Source organism: Streptomyces sp. NPDC013157, assembly GCF_042899865.1.
GTDB lineage: Bacteria > Actinomycetota > Actinomycetes > Streptomycetales > Streptomycetaceae > Streptomyces.
The window spans coordinates 147,536-167,490 of sequence record NZ_JBIBAK010000009.1 but is presented as its reverse complement, the minus strand read 5'-3'; the positions used below and the strand labels follow the sequence as shown (position 1 = coordinate 167,490).

At 70.8% G+C, this 19,955-nt stretch carries 17 protein-coding genes and 1 pseudogene; 12 read left to right on the top strand and 6 right to left on the bottom strand.

Features of this window, described 5'->3' with window-relative positions; all coding sequences use genetic code 11:
- Positions 1-139 precede the first annotated feature (139 nt).
- From ACFY6U_RS26315 to ACFY6U_RS26305, 3 genes and pseudogenes are all read right to left on the bottom strand, one after another.
- Complete coding sequence (locus ACFY6U_RS26315) at positions 140-1,132, bottom strand: aldo/keto reductase (RefSeq protein WP_390042043.1); 993 nt, start codon at positions 1,130-1,132, stop codon at positions 140-142.
- 142 nt (positions 1,133-1,274) lie between these two features.
- Positions 1,275-1,588: pseudogene (locus tag ACFY6U_RS26310) on the bottom strand (hypothetical protein).
- Between the two features lie 88 nt (positions 1,589-1,676).
- On the bottom strand, positions 1,677-2,360 hold the full coding sequence (locus tag ACFY6U_RS26305) for a GDSL-type esterase/lipase family protein (protein ID WP_390042041.1): 684 nt from the start codon (positions 2,358-2,360) through the stop codon (positions 1,677-1,679).
- Between the two features lie 94 nt (positions 2,361-2,454).
- On the opposite strand from ACFY6U_RS26305, the gene ACFY6U_RS26300 reads away from it, so the two are divergent.
- From ACFY6U_RS26300 to gcvH, 4 genes are all read left to right on the top strand, one after another.
- On the top strand, positions 2,455-3,450 hold the full coding sequence (locus tag ACFY6U_RS26300) for a WD40 repeat domain-containing protein (RefSeq protein ID WP_390042039.1): 996 nt from the start codon (positions 2,455-2,457) through the stop codon (positions 3,448-3,450).
- A gap of 145 nt (positions 3,451-3,595) precedes the next feature.
- Positions 3,596-4,189 (top strand): hypothetical protein, encoded by a 594-nt coding sequence (locus ACFY6U_RS26295; protein ID WP_390042038.1) that lies wholly within the window; start codon positions 3,596-3,598, stop codon positions 4,187-4,189.
- A gap of 143 nt (positions 4,190-4,332) precedes the next feature.
- Entirely contained in the window at positions 4,333-5,865 is a 1,533-nt protein-coding gene (locus ACFY6U_RS26290) for a cellulase family glycosylhydrolase (protein WP_390042036.1), read from the top strand.
- A gap of 161 nt (positions 5,866-6,026) precedes the next feature.
- Complete coding sequence (gene gcvH / locus ACFY6U_RS26285) at positions 6,027-6,413, top strand: glycine cleavage system protein GcvH (protein ID WP_390042035.1); 387 nt, start codon at positions 6,027-6,029, stop codon at positions 6,411-6,413.
- 56 nt (positions 6,414-6,469) lie between these two features.
- Here the strand turns inward: gcvH and ACFY6U_RS26280 are convergent, their stop codons facing one another.
- Together ACFY6U_RS26280 and serC are read right to left on the bottom strand one after the other, a co-directional pair.
- The gene (locus tag ACFY6U_RS26280; RefSeq protein ID WP_390042033.1) at positions 6,470-6,952 is read right to left on the bottom strand and encodes a hypothetical protein; all 483 of its coding nucleotides are present in this window, start codon (positions 6,950-6,952) and stop codon (positions 6,470-6,472) included.
- Positions 6,953-7,104: 152 nt separating this feature from the next.
- Positions 7,105-8,223: a phosphoserine transaminase gene (gene serC, locus ACFY6U_RS26275; RefSeq protein WP_390042032.1), complete on the bottom strand. Its 1,119-nt coding sequence runs from the start codon at positions 8,221-8,223 to the stop codon at positions 7,105-7,107.
- A gap of 146 nt (positions 8,224-8,369) precedes the next feature.
- Here serC and ACFY6U_RS26270 point away from each other — a divergent pair, with 146 nt between their 5' ends.
- The 5 genes from ACFY6U_RS26270 (at position 8,370) to ACFY6U_RS26250 (ending at position 16,580) form a co-directional block, all read left to right on the top strand.
- Positions 8,370-11,429, top strand: coding sequence for an FAD-binding and (Fe-S)-binding domain-containing protein (locus ACFY6U_RS26270; protein WP_390042030.1), 3,060 nt, complete (start codon positions 8,370-8,372; stop codon positions 11,427-11,429).
- Positions 11,430-11,743: 314 nt separating this feature from the next.
- Positions 11,744-12,871 carry a lipid II:glycine glycyltransferase FemX gene (locus tag ACFY6U_RS26265; protein ID WP_390042028.1) on the top strand — a complete coding sequence of 376 codons (1,128 nt, stop codon included), beginning with the start codon at positions 11,744-11,746 and terminating at the stop codon, positions 12,869-12,871.
- 308 nt (positions 12,872-13,179) lie between these two features.
- On the top strand, positions 13,180-13,308 hold the full coding sequence (locus ACFY6U_RS26260; protein ID WP_388922044.1) for a hypothetical protein: 129 nt from the start codon (positions 13,180-13,182) through the stop codon (positions 13,306-13,308).
- A gap of 92 nt (positions 13,309-13,400) precedes the next feature.
- On the top strand, positions 13,401-15,644 hold the full coding sequence (locus tag ACFY6U_RS26255; protein WP_390042026.1) for an ABC transporter ATP-binding protein: 2,244 nt from the start codon (positions 13,401-13,403) through the stop codon (positions 15,642-15,644).
- A gap of 513 nt (positions 15,645-16,157) precedes the next feature.
- The gene (locus ACFY6U_RS26250) at positions 16,158-16,580 is read left to right on the top strand and encodes a hypothetical protein (RefSeq protein WP_390042024.1); all 423 of its coding nucleotides are present in this window, start codon (positions 16,158-16,160) and stop codon (positions 16,578-16,580) included.
- Between the two features lie 129 nt (positions 16,581-16,709).
- Here the strand turns inward: ACFY6U_RS26250 and ACFY6U_RS26245 are convergent, their stop codons facing one another.
- The gene (locus ACFY6U_RS26245; protein WP_390042022.1) at positions 16,710-17,879 is read right to left on the bottom strand and encodes a helix-turn-helix domain-containing protein; all 1,170 of its coding nucleotides are present in this window, start codon (positions 17,877-17,879) and stop codon (positions 16,710-16,712) included.
- Between the two features lie 153 nt (positions 17,880-18,032).
- On the opposite strand from ACFY6U_RS26245, the gene ACFY6U_RS26240 reads away from it, so the two are divergent.
- From ACFY6U_RS26240 to ACFY6U_RS26230, 3 genes are all read left to right on the top strand, one after another.
- Positions 18,033-18,269, top strand: a complete 237-nt coding sequence (locus ACFY6U_RS26240; RefSeq protein ID WP_390042020.1) for a hypothetical protein — start codon at positions 18,033-18,035, stop codon at positions 18,267-18,269.
- Positions 18,270-18,340: 71 nt separating this feature from the next.
- On the top strand, positions 18,341-18,469 hold the full coding sequence (locus tag ACFY6U_RS26235) for a hypothetical protein (RefSeq protein ID WP_390042018.1): 129 nt from the start codon (positions 18,341-18,343) through the stop codon (positions 18,467-18,469).
- Between the two features lie 364 nt (positions 18,470-18,833).
- Positions 18,834-19,721, top strand: coding sequence for a hypothetical protein (locus ACFY6U_RS26230; RefSeq protein ID WP_390042016.1), 888 nt, complete (start codon positions 18,834-18,836; stop codon positions 19,719-19,721).
- Positions 19,722-19,955: the final 234 nt, after the last annotated feature.

The following is a 19,955-nucleotide window of genomic DNA, read 5'->3' as shown; positions in this document are numbered from 1 at the left end:
TTGCCGTGGCCTCTGCGATGAGGTGAGGGCCGGCTGGGGAACTGCGGCCGCCGTCGTCGGCCGCGGGCCGTCGGTGGCTGGTCGCGCAGTTCCCCGCGCCCCTGACGGGGCGCTCACCCTGACGGAACTGCCAACGGAACTACCAGGCGAAGGCCTCCGGGGAGGGGCCCGGGCCCGGGAAGATCTCGTCCAGGCCGTCCAGCAGGTCCGCGCTCAGTTCGAGCTCCACGGCCCGCAGCGCCGACTCCAGCTGCTCGGCGGTCCGGGGACCGACGATCGGGCCGGTCACCCCCGGACGCGTGAGCAGCCAGGCCAGGGCGGCCTCGCCCGGCTCGACGCCGTGCTTGTCCAGCAGGTCCTCGTAGGCCTGGATCTGGGCGCGGATGGTGGTGTTGGCGAGGGAGTCGGCGGCCCGGCCACTGGCCCGGCGCCCGCCCTCGACCTCCTTCTTGATCACACCGCCGAGCAGGCCGCCGTGCAGCGGCGACCAGGGGATGACCCCGAGGCCGTACTCCTGCGCGGCCGGGATGACCTCCATCTCGGCACGGCGCTCGGCGAGGTTGTAGAGGCACTGCTCGCTGACCAGCCCGATGGTCCCGCCGCGCCGGGCGGCGATCTCGTTGGCCTGGGCGATCTTGTAGCCGGGGAAGTTGGAGGAGCCGACGTAGAGGATCTTCCCCTGCGTGACGAGGGTGTCGATCGCCTGCCAGATCTCCTCGAAGGGGGTCCGCCGGTCGACGTGGTGGAACTGGTAGACGTCGATGTAGTCGGTCTGCAGCCGCTTGAGGCTGGCGTCGACCGCGCGCCGGATGTTCAGCGCGGAGAGCTTGTCGTGGTTGGGCCAGGCGTCGCCGTCGGCGGCCATGTTGCCGTACACCTTGGTGGCGAGCACGACCTTGTCGCGCCGGTCGCCGCCCTTCGCGAACCAGTTCCCGATGATCGATTCCGTACGGCCCTTGTTCTCGCCCCACCCATAGACATTGGCCGTATCGAAGAAATTCAGCCCCGCGCCCAGCGCGGCATCCATGATGGCGTGACTGTCGGCTTCGTCGGTCTGCGGTCCGAAGTTCATGGTGCCGAGGACGAGTCGGCTGACCTTGAGTCCGGTACGTCCGAGCTGCGTGTACTTCATGGTCACCCAGCCAACGGCGTGGAGTGCGCTCTAAGCAAGGACCTGGAGTCAGTTGGCCGGAGGTTCCGCGAGGAGGCCCACGTCGACCGGGCAAGCGCGCCCCGTGGTGCCGGAGTCGCCGGTCGGCTCCCCGGCGGGAGAGCTAGTCGCTCGGGAACTCGTCGGTCTTGAGGACGAGGTCCACCACCGTGCCGGTCAGATCGATGTCGGTGCCGAAGTCCACCCGCGTCTCGGTCGTGTAGTCGTCGCCCTTGGGGTTGGTGTAGACATGGCAGCGGCGCTGGCAGGGGTCGGCGATCGGGTGTCCCGCTGTGGCGACATGAAGACGGTCCCCTCGACGATCTCGACCTTGTATCCCTCGGGGGCGGGCATCTTCTCGATCTGCTCGAACAGCTCGTCGAGCGTGATCTCGTCGTCGCTCTTGGCCATCGCGATCCTGTCTTCGAGGACGGTCATCCTGGCGCTCCTCCCCGGCTGCTCTCCGCACGGGTGCAGCCGCGCGGTTCAACGATACGCAGGGTGACCGGGGAGCGGCCGAATTCGGTCAGCTCGTTCCGGCCGTGTACTCCCCGCCCAGGTCCCAGCCCTGCCACATCGCCTCCGCGAACGCCCCCGCGATCCGGTGCTCGCCGCTCGCGTTCGGGTGGGTGCCGTCGTAGGTGTCCGTGTGGATGTCGTACGAATCCGGCGGCGCGGCCATGAGGACCGGGGAGCGGGGCTCGTCGAGGTCGGCCGCGGTCTTCGCCAGGAGTTCGTTGAAGAGGGTCACCTGTTCCGCGAACGGCTCGTCCGTCGTCGCGCGGATGTTCGGGATCACCGGCAGCAGCACCAAGTGGATGCCCGCGTCGGCCGCCCGTGCGTTCGCGACGAAGGTCCGTGCGTTGGCCGCCGTCTGCTCCGCGTTCGTGTAGAAGCCCAGGTCGATCAGGCCGAGGGAGACGAGGAGGACGTCGGCGCGGCAGGAGCGCACCGCCTCCCCGATCAGCGGCGCCATGTGCAGCCAGCCCTCGCCCCAGCCGGCCAGGTGGGCGCGCGGGAAGCCGGGGTCGGCGTAGGCGTACGAGGTGGGTGCCTCGGCCTGTTTGTCGTACAGCGTCTCGCGGGGGCCGACCAGCGTGAACGGGCCGCCGTACGTCGCGCACAGGTGCTGCCACATGCGGTACCGCCATGTGTGCTCGCCCGCGCTGCCGATCGTCATCGAGTCCCCGACGGGCATGAACCTGAGCATCCGCTCATGATGGACGATCAGCGGGAGCGGCGGGGTGTGAGGACCGACACGTCCGCCGCGTTCGGACACAGCGCGGGATGGCAGGCTTGGGCCCATGCGTCCACGATCGCTCGCCCTCCTCGCCGGTGTCCTGCTCACGGGTGCCCTCGCCGCCGCACCCGCCTCCGCCGCCGACGGCGCCGGTGACCGGGGATTCACGATCAAGGACCCGCGGATCGCCGAGTCCAGCGGTCTCGCCGCCTCCCACCTGCACCCCGGCATCTACTGGACGCACAACGACAGCGGCGACGGCCCGTACATCTACGCCGTCGACAGCGCGACCGGGAAGACCGTCGCGAGGATCACGCTCAGCGGCGTCGGCACGCCCCGGGACGTCGAGGCCATCTCCATCGGCCCCGACAACCAGATCTACGTCGGCGACATCGGCGACAACCTCGACGGCAGCTGGCCGTACGTCTGGATCTATCGGCTGCCCGAGCCGAAGAAGCTGGTCGACCAGACCGTCCGGGCCACGCAGTACGTCGTCAAGTACGCGAACGGCGCCCGGAACGCCGAGTCGCTCGTCGTCCACCCCAAGACCGGGCGGGTGTACATCATCGACAAGAAGGAGGACGGCGGGCACCTGTACGAGGGCCCGGCGACCCTTTCCCCGACCGGTACGAACATCTTCAAGCCCGTCGCCGCCGTCGACCTGTGGGCCACCGACGCCGCCTTCTCGCCCGACGGCACGCAACTCGCCGTACGCGGCTACTTCGGCGGCATCTACTACGACTGGAACGGCGGGAAGATCAAGCGCGAGGGGCGGCTCGACGTGCCGCTCCAGAAACAGGGCGAGTCGATCACCTACTCCGCCGACGGCACCAAGCTGATGTACGGGAGCGAGGGCGCCGACAGCCCGGTGCAGGCCCAGGACGTGCCGGGCGGGTCGGGCAAGGCGTCGCCGTCGGCCGGCGGCGGTTCGGCCGCCGGGAGCGACGGCGGGAGCTCCCCGAGCGCCGGGGCCAAGGTCGGTGCCGTCGCCGTCGGGATCGCCGTGCTCGCCCTCTTCGGGCTGCGGCGGCTGCGGCGCCCGTCCGCGCGCCGGCACTGAGCGGGCGTACGGCCGCCCGCCGGACGTCACTCTTCCGGCTCACCGGCGGGGCGGCGGCCGTCAGGCCCGTGCAGGCTGGAAACCGTCCCGCGGGACGGGGGCGGCAACACGCGACCGGGTCCCGCCGCACGGAACGGGAGCACCCATGCGCCGTAACGCCCTGCGCCTGGCCGGGAACGTCTGCCTGCTCACGGCCGCCCTGGGCCTGACCGTCCCCGCCACCGCCGTCCCCGCCACCGCCGTCCCCGCCACCGCCGTCCCCGCCACCGCCGGCACCGCCACGGCCGGCACCGCCACGGCCGGGCCCGCCCGGACGGCCCGGGCCGCCGCCGTGCCGCAGGTCCGCTCGGTCAGCCTGCCGATCAAGGGCGTCTTCAGGGGCCCGAGCGAGAACATCGCCGTCACGGGCACCCTCGACGTCTCCGTCATCACCCTTCCGAAGGCCGCCGGCGGCGGCACCGCCCAGATCATCAGCAGCCTGGACGACACCACCGGCACCGGCGACCCGAGCGGCCACCCGTACGACCTCGTCGGCGCGCACCGCGACGACCTGCCCTTCTCGGCGGCGGCGACCACGACGCTCAAGGTCGGGCCCGCCTTCCTGCTGGTCTCCCGCGCCGTGCCGCCCAACCCGGTCGTCCCGCCCAACCCGGTCCGGCCCGTCACGGTCTCGGTCACCCTCGGCAGCACCGGCGCGATCGGCGCCGTCACCGTCACGGTCGGCAACCCCGACACCTGACGACCGACGCGAGCAGGCCGAGCCGCCGCACGTCTTGACGTCATGACGGTGTCTCAGTTTCCTGGGAGGTACGCGGTGCATGGGAGCGCTCCCATGGTTCCGGGGCCGCGCCTTTCCAGTGGGACTCCGAGAGGAACAGGCACATGTTCCGCTTACGCAGCCTGCGACGAGCGCTGTGTGCTGCCGCCGCCGCGCTCCTTCTGCCCCTGTCCGCCGGCCTCGCCGGTGCGACAGACGCCGCGCACGCGGCGGACGCCCCCGGCGCCGGCTACTGGCACACCAGCGGCCGGCAGATCCTGGACGCGGCCGGGCAGCCGGTCCGGATCGCCGGGATCAACTGGTTCGGCTTCGAGACCGCCAACTACGTGGTGCACGGCCTCTGGTCGCGCGACTACAAGAGCATGATCGACCAGATGAGAGCGCTGGGCTACAACACCATCCGGCTGCCCTACAGCGACGACATCTTCAAGAGCACGACCGTGCCCGACAGTATCGACTTCAGCAACGGCAAGAACGCCGACCTGCAGGGGCTGAACTCGCTCCAGGTCATGGACCGGATCGTGGCCTACGCCGGGCAGGACGGGCTCAAGGTCATCCTCGACCGGCACCGGCCGGACGCCGGCGGCCAGTCGGCGCTCTGGTACACCTCGTCCGTCCCCGAGTCGACCTGGATCGCCGATCTGAAGGCGCTCGCGGCGCGGTACGCGGCCGACCCGACCGTCATCGGCATCGACCTCCACAACGAGCCCCACGATCCGGCCTGCTGGGGCTGCGGGGACGCCTCCCTCGACTGGCGGCTGGCCGCCCAACGCGCCGGGAACGCCGTCCTGTCCGTCAACCCCGACCTGCTCGTCTTCGTCGAGGGCGTCCAGACGTACAGCGGCGTCTCGGGCTGGTGGGGCGGCAACCTGATGGGCGTCGGCCGGTATCCGGTCCAGCTGTCCGTGCCGAACCGGGTGGTGTACTCCGCCCACGACTACGCCACCAGCGTGGCCCAGCAGAGCTGGTTCAGCGATCCCACGTTCCCCGCCAACATGCCGGGCGTGTGGGACTCGTACTGGGGCTACATCTTCAAGCAGAACATCGCGCCCGTGTGGGTCGGCGAGTTCGGTACGACGCTCGCCTCGACCGTGGACCAGAAGTGGCTGGCCGCGCTGGTGAGTTACCTGCGGCCGACGTCGACGTACGGTGCCGACTCCTTCCAGTGGACCTTCTGGTCCTGGAACCCCAACTCCGGTGACACCGGCGGGATCCTGAAGGACGACTGGGTGACCGTGGACACGGTGAAGGACGGGTACCTGGCGAGCGTCAAGGCGCCGTTGTTCCCGGGCACCGGGGGCGGGGGAGGAGGCGGGGGCGGTGGCGGCGGTACGTCCGCCTCCTGTGCGGCCTCCTACGCCGTCAGCAGCGACTGGGGGAGCGGGTTCAACGTGGACGTGACGGTCACCAACACCGGTTCGACGGCGACCGGTTCGTGGACGGTGACCTGGACCTGGAGCGGGGCGCAGAAGGTCACCACCATGTGGAACGCGTCGTACACCCAGAGCGGGGCGACCGTGACGGCGGTCAACGCCTCCCACAACGGCGCGATCCCGGCCGGCGGGTCGGCGAGCTTCGGCTTCGGGGGCGCTCCCGGGGGTGGGGGTGTGCCTGTGGTGACCTGTACGGCGTCGTGAAGCGGCGGCGTGGTGCGGTGGCGTGGTGCGGTGGGCGTCACCCGGGTGGCGGACCGTGATGCCCGAAATACACGGCTCCGGGGAGCGGTGCCGCAGGCTGTTCCCGCCGGCCGTCGACAGGGGCGGCCGGGCACCGCACCACGACGGCTGATGGAGCTGACATGTCCAACGTGCCCGCCGACCTCCGCTACACCGACGACCACGAGTGGATCCGCACCGAGGCCGACGGCAGCATGACCGTCGGCATCACCGACCACGCCCAGAAGAACCTCGGCGACATCGTCTTCTTCGAGCTGCCCGAAGTCGGCAGGAAGATCCAGGCGGGTGAACCCGTCGGCACGGTGGAGTCGGTCAAGGCGGCGTCCGACATCTTCAGTCCGTTCGACGGCGAGATCGTCGCGATCAACGAGGACGTCGTCGACAGCCCCGAGGAGGTCAACGCCGACCCCTACGAGATGTGGCTCTTCAGGATCAAGGCCAAGGGCGGGGCGTCCTCCAACGGGCTGCTCGACGCGAAGGCGTACGCGAAGCTCGTCGAGGGGCAGTGAACGCCCGAGGGGCGCCCGGTGCACCCGCCCCGGGCGCCCCTCGTCGCTCCCGGCGCTCAGCCCCGCACCGGCCTGACCGCGTGCCGGCGGCGTGGCTTGGGGGCGTCCAGCAGGCTGACGCCGTTGTAGACGCGGCTCCGGATGAAGAGCGCGGGAGTGACGGCGAACGTGACGAAGATCGAGACGATGCTGACGGGGAACAGGGTCGGCAGCGACTGGCCCTCGGGCAGGGTCTTGCCGCCCTCGTGGACGGCGTAGGCGAAGGCCGCGAAGAAGGCGACCAGGCAGAGGGCGGCCAGGACGCCGAAGACGACCCTGGTCCGGCGGGCGTGCGCCTCGGTGCGGACCTCGGCCAGCAGGGACGCGTCGCAGACGGGGCAGGTGAGCTCCACGGTCTGCTTGCCGGACTGCGGCCGGCGTACCCGGAAGACGTTGTCCTTCCAGGTGATGCGCCGGGTACGGACGAGGAAACCCGTGACCTTGTCGCTCAGGATGTGGCGCACCCCTACCTCGACGGTGCCCGGTATCGGTCTGTTCATGTGCGCGTGGATCTCCTTCGTCGCATGGGGCACACAGTGTCCGGTGTGCGACGAAGGAGACTCAACTGCCCGCGGAAGGCTTTGCCTTGATCATGCCTTCCGGGTAAACCAGCAGCTTGTTACGGGAGTTGCCGGGCAGAGTCGCCGAGCCCCTACAGCTTCTCGATCACGTAGTCGACGCACTTCGTCAGCGCCTCGACGTCCGCCGGGTCGATCGCCGGGAACATCGCGATGCGCAGCTGGTTGCGGCCGAGCTTGCGGTAGGGCTCGGTGTCGACGACGCCGTTGGCGCGCAGCACCTTGGCGACGGCGGCCGCGTCGATCTCGTCGGCGAAGTCGATCGTGCCGATGACCTGCGAGCGCTTGGCCGGGTCGGCGACGAACGGGGTGGCGTACTTGGACTCCTCGGCCCAGGTGTACAGACGGGTCGAGGAGTCCTTCGTGCGGGCCGTCGACCAGGCGAGGCCGCCCTGGCCGTTGAGCCACTCCAGCTGCTGGTCGAGCAGGAAGAGGGTGGCGAGGGCCGGGGTGTTGTACGTCTGGTTCTTGCGGGAGTTGTCGATCGCCGTGGGGAGGCTGAAGAACTCCGGGACGTGGCGGCCGGACGCGTGGACGCGCTCGGCGCGCTCGATCGCGGCCGGGGAGAAGACGCCGATCCACAGGCCGCCGTCGGAGGCGAAGGACTTCTGCGGGGCGAAGTAGTAGACGTCGGTCTCGGCGACGTCGACCGGGAGGCCGCCGGCGCCGGAGGTGGCGTCCACGAGGACGAGCGCGCCCTCGTCGGCGCCCGCGACCCGCCTGATCGGCATGGCGACACCGGTGGAGGTCTCGTTGTGCGTGAACGCGTACACGTCGACCCCGGCCTCGGCCTGCGGCTCCGGGTGGGTGCCCGGGTCGGAGGCGATGACGGTGGGCTCGGCCAGCCAGGGGGCGAGCTTGGCGGCCTTGGCGAACTTGGAGGAGAACTCGCCGAAATTGAGGTGCTGCGACTTGCTGTCGATCAGGCCGTGGGTGGCGACGTCCCAGAAGGCGGTGGAGCCGCCGTTGCCGAGGACGACCTCGTAGCCGTCCGGGAGGGAGAACAGGGCGCTGATGCCCTCGCGGACCCGGCCGACCAGGTTCTTGACCGGGGCCTGGCGGTGCGAGGTGCCCATCAGGGAGGTACCGGTGGCGGCCAGCGCGTCCAGCGCTTCCGTCCGCACCTTGGAGGGGCCAGCGCCGAAGCGTCCGTCGGCGGGCTTGATGTCAGCGGGGATCTGGATGTCAGCCACGGGGTGAGGTTAGCCGGTGGGGGAAACCTGGGCGAAACCTCGTCCGTCGGGTGAGACGCGTGCGGGTGCGCCTGCGCGGGGCGGGGCACGGGGCCGGCGTGCGCGCGAGCGGGTCGTATCGCCGGGCGGGCTGGTTGAGTGGACGCATGTCGGAATTCTCGGAACTCGAGGCGGAGCTGCGCAGTGCCGTCCGGGGTGAGGTCGGCTTCGATGTCACGTCCCGGGCGCTGGTCACCATGGACGCGTCCAACTACCGGCGGGTTCCGGCCGGGGTCGTGGCCCCCCGGGACGCGGACGACGTGGCGGCCGTACTGGAGCTGTGCCGGCCCCGTGGCGTACCGGTGGTGGCCCGGGGCGGCGGCACGTCGATCGCGGGCCAGGCGACGGGCACGGGCGTGGTCCTGGACTTCACCCGCCACATGAACCGCCTGGTCCGCCTCGATACGGCCACCCGTACGGCCGTCGTCCAGCCGGGTCTGGTCCTCGACCGTCTCCAGGAGGCCGCCGCCCCGCACGGCCTGCGCTTCGGCCCGGACCCCTCCACGCACGGCCGCTGCACGCTCGGCGGGATGATCGGCAACAACTCCTGCGGGTCGCATTCGGTGGCCTGGGGGACGACGGCGGACAGCGTCCGGGAGCTGCACGTGATCACCGCGCGGGGGCGGCGGCTGCGGCTGGGGCGGGACTGGGCCGGGGCACCGGACGGCCTGCGGGAGCTGGCCGAGGGGGAGCTGGCGCGCCTGCGCACGGGCTTCCCCGACCTCCCCCGCCGTATCTCCGGCTACGCCCTGGACGCCCTCCTCCCCGAGAAGGGCGCGGACGTCGCCCGGTCCTTCTGCGGCAGCGAGGGCACGCTGGGGATCCTCACGGAGGCGACCGTACGGCTCGTGGCGGCGCCACGCGCGCGTGCGCTGGCGGTGCTCGGCTACGGCGACGAGAGCGCGGCGGCGGAGGCCGCGGCCGGGCTGCTGCCGTACGGCCCCCTCACGGTCGAGGGCATGGCGGCCGACCTGGTGCCGTCCCCGGCCGGACTGCCCCGGGGCGGCGCCTGGCTGTTCGTCGAGACGGGCGGGGAGACGGCGGCGGAGGCACGCGCGCGTGCGGAGACGGTCGTCCGGGCCGCGGACGTCCTCGACGCGCTGGTCGTCACCGACGCGGCCGGGCAGCGCGCGCTGTGGCGCATCCGCGAGGACGCCTCCGGTACGGCGACGCGGCTGCCGGACGGCAGTGAGGCCTGGCCGGGCTGGGAGGACTGCGCGGTGCCGCCGGCCCGCCTGGGCGCGTACCTGCGTGACTTCCGGGCCCTGCTGACGGCCCACCACCTGCGCGGCACGCCGTACGGCCACTTCGGCGACGGCTGCATCCACGTCCGTATCGACTTCGACCTGCTGAGCGAGGCCGGCGTGGCCCGCTTCCGCCGTCTCTCGGAGGAACTGGCGGACGTGGTGGTGGCGCACGGCGGCTCCCTGTCCGGGGAGCACGGGGACGGGCAGGCGCGAGCGGAACTCCTCCCGAGGATGTACGGCGCGGAGACGGTGGCGCTGTTCGAGCGGGCGAAGGGGGTGTGGGACCCGGACGACCTCCTGAACCCGGGCATGCTGGTCCGCCCCGCCCCCCTGGACACGAACCTCCGCTTCGCCGTCCTCCCGCGCGAGCCGATCCCCGTCGCCTTCGGGTACCCCGCCGACGGCGGCGACTTCTCGGCGGCGGTCCGCCGCTGCGTGGGCGTGGCGAAGTGCCGTACGACCGAGCCGTCCGGCGCGGCCGTCATGTGCCCGTCCTTCCGGGCCACGGGCGAGGAGGCGCACTCCACGCGCGGCCGGGCCCGGCTGCTGCACGAGATGCTGGCGGGCGAACTGGTGACGGACGGCTGGCGCTCGACGGAGGTCCGCGACGCCCTCGACCTCTGCCTGTCCTGCAAGGGCTGCCGGTCGGACTGCCCGGTCGGGGTGGACATGGCGACGTACAAGGCGGAGTTCCTGCACCACCACTACGCCGGTCGGCGCCGCCCGGCCGCCCACTACAGCATGGGCCGGCTGCCGAGGTGGCTGCGCCTGGTGGCCCGGACCCGCACGGCACGGCTGGTCAACGCGCTCGTCTCCCTGCGCCCCCTGGCGGGGCTCGCCAAGCGGCTGGGCGGGATCGCACCGGAGCGGCGGATCCCGCGCCTGGCGGCGGAACCGTTCAGCCGCTGGGAGCGGCGGCGGGAGCGCGGGCGGCTGCGCGCCTGGCGGGCGGACGCGCGGGCGGGACAGGAGCCGGACCTCCCGAGGCGGCCGGCGTTCCTGTGGCCGGACACGTTCACCGAGCACCTGTCGCCCTCCGTGGGCCGTGCCGCCGTACGGGTCCTGGAGGCGGCGGGCGTGGGGGTCGTGGCACTGCCGACCCGGCCGTTGAGGGCGCGGCGATCGGCCGACGGCGGGCTGGAGGGCTACGGCATGTCCCTGCTGAATCCGCGCCGGACCCGCGCCTGCTGCGGCCTGACGTATCTCTCGACGGGCCAACTGGACCGGGCCCGTGCGGTGTTGCGCGAGACTCTGGACCTGCTGGAGCCGTTGCTGCTGCCGCCGTCGGACGTGGACGCCGCCGAGGGGCGCGGGGCGGAGCCGGACGCGAACCCTGGCCTTGGCCCTGACGCTGACCTTGACCCGGAGCCGGAGCCGGAGCCGGAGTCCGAGTCGGGTCCGGAAGACGGATTCCCGGACCCCCCGCCGTTCGTCGTCCTGGAGCCCAGCTGCGCCGCCGCTCTCCGCAGCGACCTGCCGGAGCTGCTCCCCGACGACCCCCGGGCGGCCCGCCTCGCCGCGCGCGTGCTCACCTTCGCGGAGACACTGGAACGCCTGGCCCCCGACTGGACCCCGCCCCGCCTGGAGCGTCCGGTCACCGGCCAGACCCACTGCCACCAGCACGCGGTCCTCGGCGACGCCCCCGACCGCCGCCTCCGCGAGTCCGCCGGCCTCACCGGCGCCCTCGCCGGCGGCTGCTGCGGCCTGGCGGGCAACTTCGGCTTCGAGAAAGGCCACTTCGAGGTGTCGAGGACCTGCGCGGAGGAACAGCTCTTGCCGGCGGTACGGGACGCGGAGCCCGGCACGGTGATCCTCGCGGACGGCTTCTCCTGCCGGACCCAGCTGGAGCAGCTGGCGGGGGTGCGGGGGCGGCATCTGGCGGAGGTGCTGGCGGAGGGGCTGGACGGGGAGGGGAAGTGAAGTGACGGGGAGACGGTAGGGGAAGTGACGCGCGCCGGGAGCGGGTTCGGCATGCGCCATCGGGTGAGTGCGCCTGGTGTGCCGGGTGGCATGCTCACCGAACCGCTCGGAGTCCGAGCCGGCCTGTCCCCCGGATGCCGCCGACACGCTCTCGCCCACCCGCGCGCCGAAACGATTCCCGGCGGGCGTGCGTCTGTTGTTCTTGATGCCGACGCCACCGGTCCCGTGGGCCGCCCTGGCCGCGGCCCCGTCCGTCGTTCCGGCCGGTCGGCGTCGTCAGTGAGCCGTCGCCGACCTGTCCAGGAGCTCCGCCCATGACCGCAGTCCTTCGCCTCCGGCCCATCTCCCGTGCCGAGCATCTCGCCTTCGCCGGGTCCCGTCCTTCCGTGAGCCATATGCAGCTGCCGTCCTGGGGGGACGTGAAGCCCGACTGGGAGGCCGAGAGCCTGGGGTGGTTCGACGTGGAGGGGCGGATCGTGGGGGCCGGGCTGGTGCTGCTGCGGGCGGTGCCCAGGGTGAAGCGGTATCTGGCGTACCTGCCGGAGGGGCCCGCCATCGACTGGCACGACCCGGAGCCGGAGCGGTGGCTCGACCCGCTGCTGGCGTATCTGAAGGGCCGCGGGGCGTTCGCGGTGAAGATGGGGCCGCCGGTCGTCGTACGGCGGTGGAGTGCGGAGGCGGTGAAGGAGGCCGTCGCCGATCCGGCCGCCCGGCGGCTGGGGGACACCGAGCCGACGTCGTACGACGCCCGTGGCGCCGGCCTCGCCGAACGGCTGCGCCGCGCGGGGTGGCGGCAGGCCGAGGCGGGCGGGGAGGAGGGGTTCGCGGCCGGGCAGCCCCGGTACGTGTTCCAGGTGCCGTTCGCCGGGCGGTCGTTGGAGGACATCCAGCGCGGGCTCAACCAGCAGTGGCGGCGCAACGTGAAGAAGGCGGAGAAGGCCGGGGTCAAGGTGGTGCGCGGCGGGTACGAGGACCTGCCCGCCTTCTACGGCCTGTACACGGAGACCGCCGAGCGCGACCGCTTCGTCGCGCGCCCTCTCGCCTACTTCCAGCGCATGTGGACCGCGCTCGCCGCCGAACACCCCGACCGCATGCGCCTCTACCTCGCCCACCACGACGGCGACGTCCTCGCCGCGGCCACCATGCTCACCGTCGGCGACCACGTCTGGTACTCCTACGGCGCCTCCACCAGCCGCCGGCGTGAGGTCCAGCCCAACAACGCCATGCAGTGGCGGATGATGTGCGACGCCCACGAACTCGGCGCCGCCGTCTACGACTTCAGGGGCATCACCGACACCCTGGAGGAGTCCAACCACCTGCTGGGGCTGCTCCGCTTCAAGGTGGGCACCGGCGGCGAGGCCGTCGAGTACGTCGGAGAGTGGGACTTCCCGCTCAACAGGCTGCTCCACAAGGCGTTCGACCTGTACATGGCCCGCCGCTGAGGCCTGCCCGGGGTGCGGCGAGCGCCTGCCCGGGGCTCCTTCCGCTCAGCTTCATAAGGTGGCTCTCAGGTTCATAAGAGAACTCTCAGGTTCGGGGTCGTTATACAGCCGTTACATAGGTATTCACAGCGCCTGCTTGCCGTTTTCGGGCCGACTTTGCCGTTGCTTGGGAACTGGGCCGTGTAAGTTCTTCGATGTCGGGCGGCGGGGATTGCCGAGGATGACGATCCAAAATCCCCGGACGTTGCCCCAAGAGAATTCTCGTACCATCCCGCACCACTTGCACTTCGAACTCTCAAGGAGTCGGAATGAGCCTCAAGAAGCTCGCCCCGCTGCCCCCCAAGCCCAAGAAGCAGCTGCCCCCGCCGCCGCCGAAGCCGAAGAAGCGCGCGCCGAAGCCGGCTCCCAAGCCCATCCCCGGCGACCGGGACAACTGAGTAGGCCGTAAAAGGACCGACGGTTCTCCGTCGGTCCTTTTACGCTCCTGTATGTCGGTGATTCCAGCGTCGGAGAGCGGAGGTAGTGCGAAATGCGCGCGAAGGAGAGCGAAGACGCGGAATACGAGTACGAAGTCGCCGACTCGAAATACGAGGCCGATGAAGAGGAGCGCGACGACGAGGACGAGTACGAGGACGAGTACACGCCCACCATCCCGGCCCGCGTCGCCTTCCGCCGCTTCTGGCCGCTGACCCGGGGCCTGCGCCGCTGGCTGGTGATCGTCTGGGTGTGCACGGTGATCGCCGCACTCGCCGAGACCGAGGCCATCCTGCTCTTCGGCGACCTCACCGACCACGCGCTGCAGAAGGGCTCGCTCAGCGCCTTCTGGAGCCCGGCCGGCAAATGGCTGGCCATCGCGATCGTCGGCGCGATCGTCGCGTACGCCGGCAACTCCCTGGCCGCCTGGACCACCGAACGCTTCGTGATGCGGCTGCGCGAACACGTCTTCGACCACGTCCAGCAGCTGCCCCCGCACTTCTTCCAGCGCCACCGCCAGGGCGACCTGCTCTCCCGCCTGACCAGCGACGTCGAGGCCATCGAGACCATGGTCGTGTCCGGGCTCGTCGGCGCCGCGTCCGCCCTGTTCAGTGCCATCTTCTACGCGGCCGCCGCGTTCTGGCTGCGCTGGGACCTGGCCGCCGCCACCTTCGTTCTGGCGCCCCTGTTCTGGCTGGCCGCCCGCCGCTTCTCCGGCTCCATCAAGGACGTGTCCAGGGAGGGCCGGGTCGCCGACGGCGCGATCACCTCCGTCGTCGAGGAGTCACTCGGCAACATCGTGCTGACCCAGGCGTACGACCGCCGCGACGCCGAGCGCCGGCGCCTGAACGAGGAGGCGGGCGCCTGGTTCCGCGCCTCCGTGCGCTCCACCCGCCTCAACGAGGCCTACGAACAGCTCGTCCAGGTCATCGAGACGGTCTGCGTCCTCGCCGTCATCGGCATCGGCGCCTGGGAGATCTCCACCGGCCGCATGACCCTCGGCCAGCTCCTCGCCTTCTCCGCCTTCCTCGGCTACCTCTACCCGCCCGTGCGCGGCCTCGCCCAGCTGGGCCTCACCGTCACCGCCGCCACGGCGGGCGCGGAACGCCTGATCGAGATCCTGGACGTGCGGCCGTCGGTCACCGACCCCCGCCGCGGCACCGGCACCGCCGCCGGCCGCCCGGACGGCGCCGTCGAGGTCCGCGACGTCGGCTTCCGCTACCCCGGCGCCGACCGGACCGCCCTGGAGGGCCTCTCCTTCGCCGTCAGCCCCGGCGAACTCGTGATCATCACCGGCCCCAGCGGCGCCGGCAAGTCCACCGTCTCCAAAATGCTGCTCCGCTTCTACGACCCGGACAGCGGCGAGGTCCTCCTCGACGGCATCCCGATCCGCGACTTCCCGTTGGCCCGCCTGCGCGAGTACATCACCCTGCTCCCCCAGGAGACCCTGGTCCTGCACGACACCGTCCGCGCCAACATCGCCTGCGGCCGTCCCGGCGCCAGCGACCAGGCCATCGAGGACGCGGCGAAGGCTGCCGACGCCCACGACTTCATCGTCCGGCTCCCCGACGGCTACGACACCAGGGTCGACCCCAACTCCGCCCGGCTCTCCGGCGGTCAGCTCCAGCGCCTGGCCATCGCCCGCGCGATCCTGCGCGACGCCCCCGTCCTCGTCCTCGACGAGCCGACCACCGGCCTGGACGCGATGGCCGCCCGCCGGGTCGTCAAGCCGCTGCGCCGCCTGATGGCGGGCCGTACGACCATCATGATCACCCATGACCTCAACCTCGCCCCCGACGCCGACCGCATCCTCGTCGTCGACGGCGGCCGCATCGTCGAGACCGGCCGCCACGACGAACTCCTCGCCCGCGGCGGCGCCTACTCCCGGCTCCACCGCTCCCAGAACAACGCGGTGATGGACACCGGAGAACTGCGGCTGCCGCTCTTCGTGGAACAGGGCGGCGCGGTCCCGGCGGCAGAGACCGCGGGGACCGTGGGGGCGGGGGTGCCCGAGGTCTCCTACGCGGGGGCGCAGGTCGACGGGGACGGCGGGTACGCCTACCAGCAGCCGCACGGGAACCTGTACGACTACCACCACGACGTGTACGCAGCCGCGGCACTATGGCCCCAGCCCGCCTACGAGGCCCACATGGGGCCGGCCCACGTGGAGGCGGTCCATATGCAGGCGGCCCATGAACAAGCGGCCCACATGGAGGCCGACTACGGGGCGAACGTACCCACCGCACTCCCCGACGGCCGCCCCCTGTTCCGTGATGAGGAGCCCTGGCCGGGCATCTGAGCCGCCCGCGGTGAAGGCGTCGTGCAGGGCGTTGTAGTCGCTGTCCGGGCCGCCCGCGGTCAGCGGAGGTGGACGAAGGTGCGCGGTGAAGTGGCCTGAAGTCGGCAGAGTGACGTGTATAGCTGGTCAGGCCGAGACCGGAATCTGCAAGCCGCCTTATGTGGAGCGCCGCCGCCTCGGCCGGCACGGAGGCGGACGCGGCCACCCAGGCCGCGGCCAAGCGGGCCCCCGCCGACGCCGCACCGGGTCTGCCTGAGGCCGTCGTCGCCAACGTCAGGGCCCGTGGACTCGAAGATCTAGTCGAGTTCTGCATCAGAATCGCCTTGTGGCGCGTGCGCCTCGGAACCGGCCGACGCTCTCAAGCCTGGCGCACCGATCACTTATTCAGTCCCGTACGACCCCGCCTGAGGTAGTGCAGCGAAGGAAGTGCTGGCCAGATACGTCAAACGGGCCGGTGGCGGCGCGTGAGGCGTCACTGACGTGCGAAGAACAGAACGAGAGAGTGAGAAGCTAGTGAGCAAGCGCGGATTCGGCATACCGCCGAAAGCATCACCGGACGTCATCGCCGCACGAAATGCACTGGCTGACAAGGTGTGCCGGGAACTGGAACGGGGCGGGCTTCCCGTCCATCGGGGCGACGTCGAAGGCGACTCGTCACCCGAGACGTCCGGCACGCGCGTGCACGTCGACCCGTCCACCGGTGGTGGCGTCTTTGTCGAATGGCGTACGGGTGAAGATCTGAGAGCCGCTGCTGTGGAGATTCTAGAGAGGGGCGACTTCTCAAGCATCCCTTCGGCGCTCCGGCATTACGAAACTGTCGTTCAGTGCATGGCCGATGCTCTCGCGGGAATTCTGGCCTCGGCGGGATTCGAGGTGGAAGGGGCCGATCCGTACACACACGGGAGAGCGGTTTTCGTCAAGGGCATCCACGCATGATGCGCCCCTGATTTCCGACGTCAGGTTGCCGAAGCCGAGTCCCCACGGCTTCGGCAGCCTGGCCTGCGACCGTGTTCGGCGGACCGGGCTGTTGTGTGATGGTGTCTGCGCCGGCTTGCCTTCCTGGGGTCAGAAAGGCACACCAGCTCGCTTGGCCAGCCGTGTCAGCCTCGGGTTGCTGCGGCGGTGCAGTGAGGTCAGCACGCGCATCAGCTCCTGGCTCGTCGGGTGGACGCGGGCCATCTCGGGGGCGATGTTCCAGGCTTCTTCGAGGGCTTCGAGGGCGGAGTCCCGGTCGCCCAAGGCCAGGTGCGACCGTCCCAGGTTCATGTGGAGCGGACCGATGCGGGTCGCGGGCAGTGAGGTGCCTTCCCGGATGAGGTCGTCAGCCGTGTCCAGCGCTCGGCGGTGCTGGTCCATGTCGGAGTAAGTCGAGATGACGTGGGTGGCGGTCTGGTCCGGCCCGAAGTGGATGCCGTGCTCGTCGGCGTCCGTGCCGTACTCCTCGGCCGTCCGCCATGCCGCCCGGATGTGCTCCCCAGCGGCGGCCTCGTCCTTGAGCCGACCGGCCAGGGTGAGCCCGCGCAGGTGCAGGATGCCGAGGCCGAACGCGCGGTCGCGTCCCTCAAGCGTCGACTCGGCCTCCACGATCGCGCGGTCAACGATCGCCAATCCGCCCGCGAAGTCCCCTGAGTTGAGAAAGGTTCCGGCCTCGTCACGGGCGGCCACCGTGGCGGCGATCGGGTGCGCGCGCTCCGAGGCCAGCCTCTGCTTCATGACGGCCAGTTCGGCCAGGTGCATCCACCGGAACCGGGCCGCCAGCCAGTACACCACCGAATAGGTGTCGGCGACCCGGGTCCACGCGTCAGGCGACTGTGTGGCATGGGCGTAGTTGGTCGACTTCGCCAGTAACCCGGGCAGCTCCTGAAGGACCGCCCCCAGCTCGGTGCGGTAGCGGAGCTCGTTGAGCCGGGCCAGTGCGCCCGGGAGGTCCTCAGGATGCGGTGGCGGGGCGTCCGGGATGTCGAAGCGCCGGATGGCGTAGTTGAGCGTGGCCAGGCTCGCCTCGTCCGTCTTGGCGACGGGCTCCGTGCCCAACAGCTCATCGAGAGTCAGCCCCATGGCCTGTGCGAGGGAGGCTGCGATGCCTTGCGTGAGGGCTCGGTCGCCGATCTCGATTTTGCTGAGCAGGGAAACCGACACGCCTGCCCGTCGGGCAAGGGCGACCTGGCTGAGGCCGCGTGCCTTGCGGCAGACGGCGACGTTCGTACCGGGTCCGGGAATCCTGATCGCGCTCATCCTGTACGTCTTCCCCGCTCGACGTCCGTTGTGTCCCATCGTCTCACTCCGCCCCTCCCGCACCCGGACGTTGTGCAAGAGCTGTGCAAGTTGGCTTCGCACTGCGGCAGTTCTCTTGGGTGACACACGTATGCCCAGCTGGGACGAGGATGCATGACACGGGTTGAGAAGCCAGCCACGACGCTCGATCACGGCACCCTGCCGTATCCGCAGGGCACGCTCGTCGAAGACAGAACCTCGGGACGCACCGGCGAGCTCCAGGGCGTGATCGAGGAACGCCTCAAGGACACCGGGCGGGTCATCAGCCGCACCGCGTACATTCGCCCGCGAGGGGGTGGCATCGAGTGGGGCACCCCTTTGGACCACGTCCGTCCCGCCGGGACCGATTAGGTGTCCCTACGAAGCGCGCGGCCCTCGTCGTCCCCGGTGACGTGATCGGTTACGAGGGCCGGTGGCGAAGGGTGAAGACGGTGACGGCCGCCTGGGGGCCGATGGGCGGCCTGGCGATCGTCCTCACCTGGGAGGAGGGCGGCACCGCACGCTTCCCCAGCGGGGACGAACTCCTCCTCGGCGAGCAGGACGCCGACTGACCCCGACTTTCGCGGGTGAGCGGTGCGCATGGGCACGTCGTCGGCCGCTGAGGCGTTGTGCAGGAGCTGCCATGGGGGCCGGACGTATGGAGGCGCGGATATATAGAGAGACCGACTACGGCTCGCCCGTCCCGACCACACTCCCCGACGGCCGCCCCCTGTTCCGCGATGAGGAGCCCTGGCCGGGCACCTGAGCCACCACGGACAGGCCGCACCTCTGGTGAGTGTCCGTCACATCAGCCTTGTTACACACCTATTGCACAATGGATCTTCAAGAATTCTCCATGTTGTTCGTAGGCTGCGTACGCCAATGGGCCCGGCCGGGGCGACTCGCCGGGCCCCTCGCGATCCGAGGGGGATTCACATGCGTATACGTGTCGCGGCCACCGCTCTGTCCGGTGCGGTCGCACTGTCCGCGCTCGCTGTTCCGGTGGCCGCCCAGGCGGCGTCGAGCCCGAGCGCGAAGGCGCAGCTCAGCTCCTTCTCCGTGAGGTCCGCGCACGCCGGGCACGCGGCGAACTCCGCGCAGACCGTCCGGCCGAAGACCGGGATCGGGACCATCACCTTCTCGAAGGGTGTCGTCAACGGCGGCAAGGACATCGTCCTCGGCACCACCACCAACAAGTCCGTCACCGCGACCTACACCGCCACCAGCTCCAGCGGCGTCGCGCTCACCGAGGCCTTCCTCTGGCAGGGCACCGACCCCTCCAGCACGGACACCATCACCGGCGCCCTGGGCACCGACGACGACCCGATCTGCACCGAGTCGACCACCCAGACCGGCGTCTACAGCTGCAAGGCCGTCTTCAACATCCACGCGGCCACCGACATGAAGAACAACGGCGCCGCCGGCACCTGGAAGCTCGCCATCGGCGGCTACGACCTCAATGCCAGCGCCAGCTTTGACGACAACATCGGCACCGGCAAGATCAAGAAGGCCTCCAAGCTGACCGTCGACGCCACCCCGGAGCCGGTGAAGAAGGGCAAGACCATCACCGTCACCGGCAAGCTGACGCGCGCCGACTGGAACACCGGCAAGTACTCCGGCTACGCGTCGCAGAAGGTGCAGCTGCAGTTCCGCAAGAAGGGCAGCACCACCTACACCACCCTCAAGACCATCACCGCCGGTACCGGCGGTGCCCTCAAGACCACCTCCAAGGCCACCGTCGACGGCTACTACCGCTACTCGTTCGCCACCAACGCCACCACCGGCGCCTCGACGGCGACCGGCGACTACGTCGACGTGAAGTAGTCTCCGGCGCCGCTTGAAGATTCGTTTCACTGCCGTTCGGCCTCGCCCTGCAAAGGGGGCGAGGCCGAACGTGTCGTCCTCGGGGCCAGCTCGCGGTAAGACAAGGCGGATCGTGAGCGAGCCACCGCATGTCCCGGGGCCCCGGTACGGCAATCAGCCGTCCCGGGGCCTCGGCGCTCAGGGCCGTTCCAACCGACGCCCTGGGTACCGTCGACGCCTCGACGCCTCGACGCC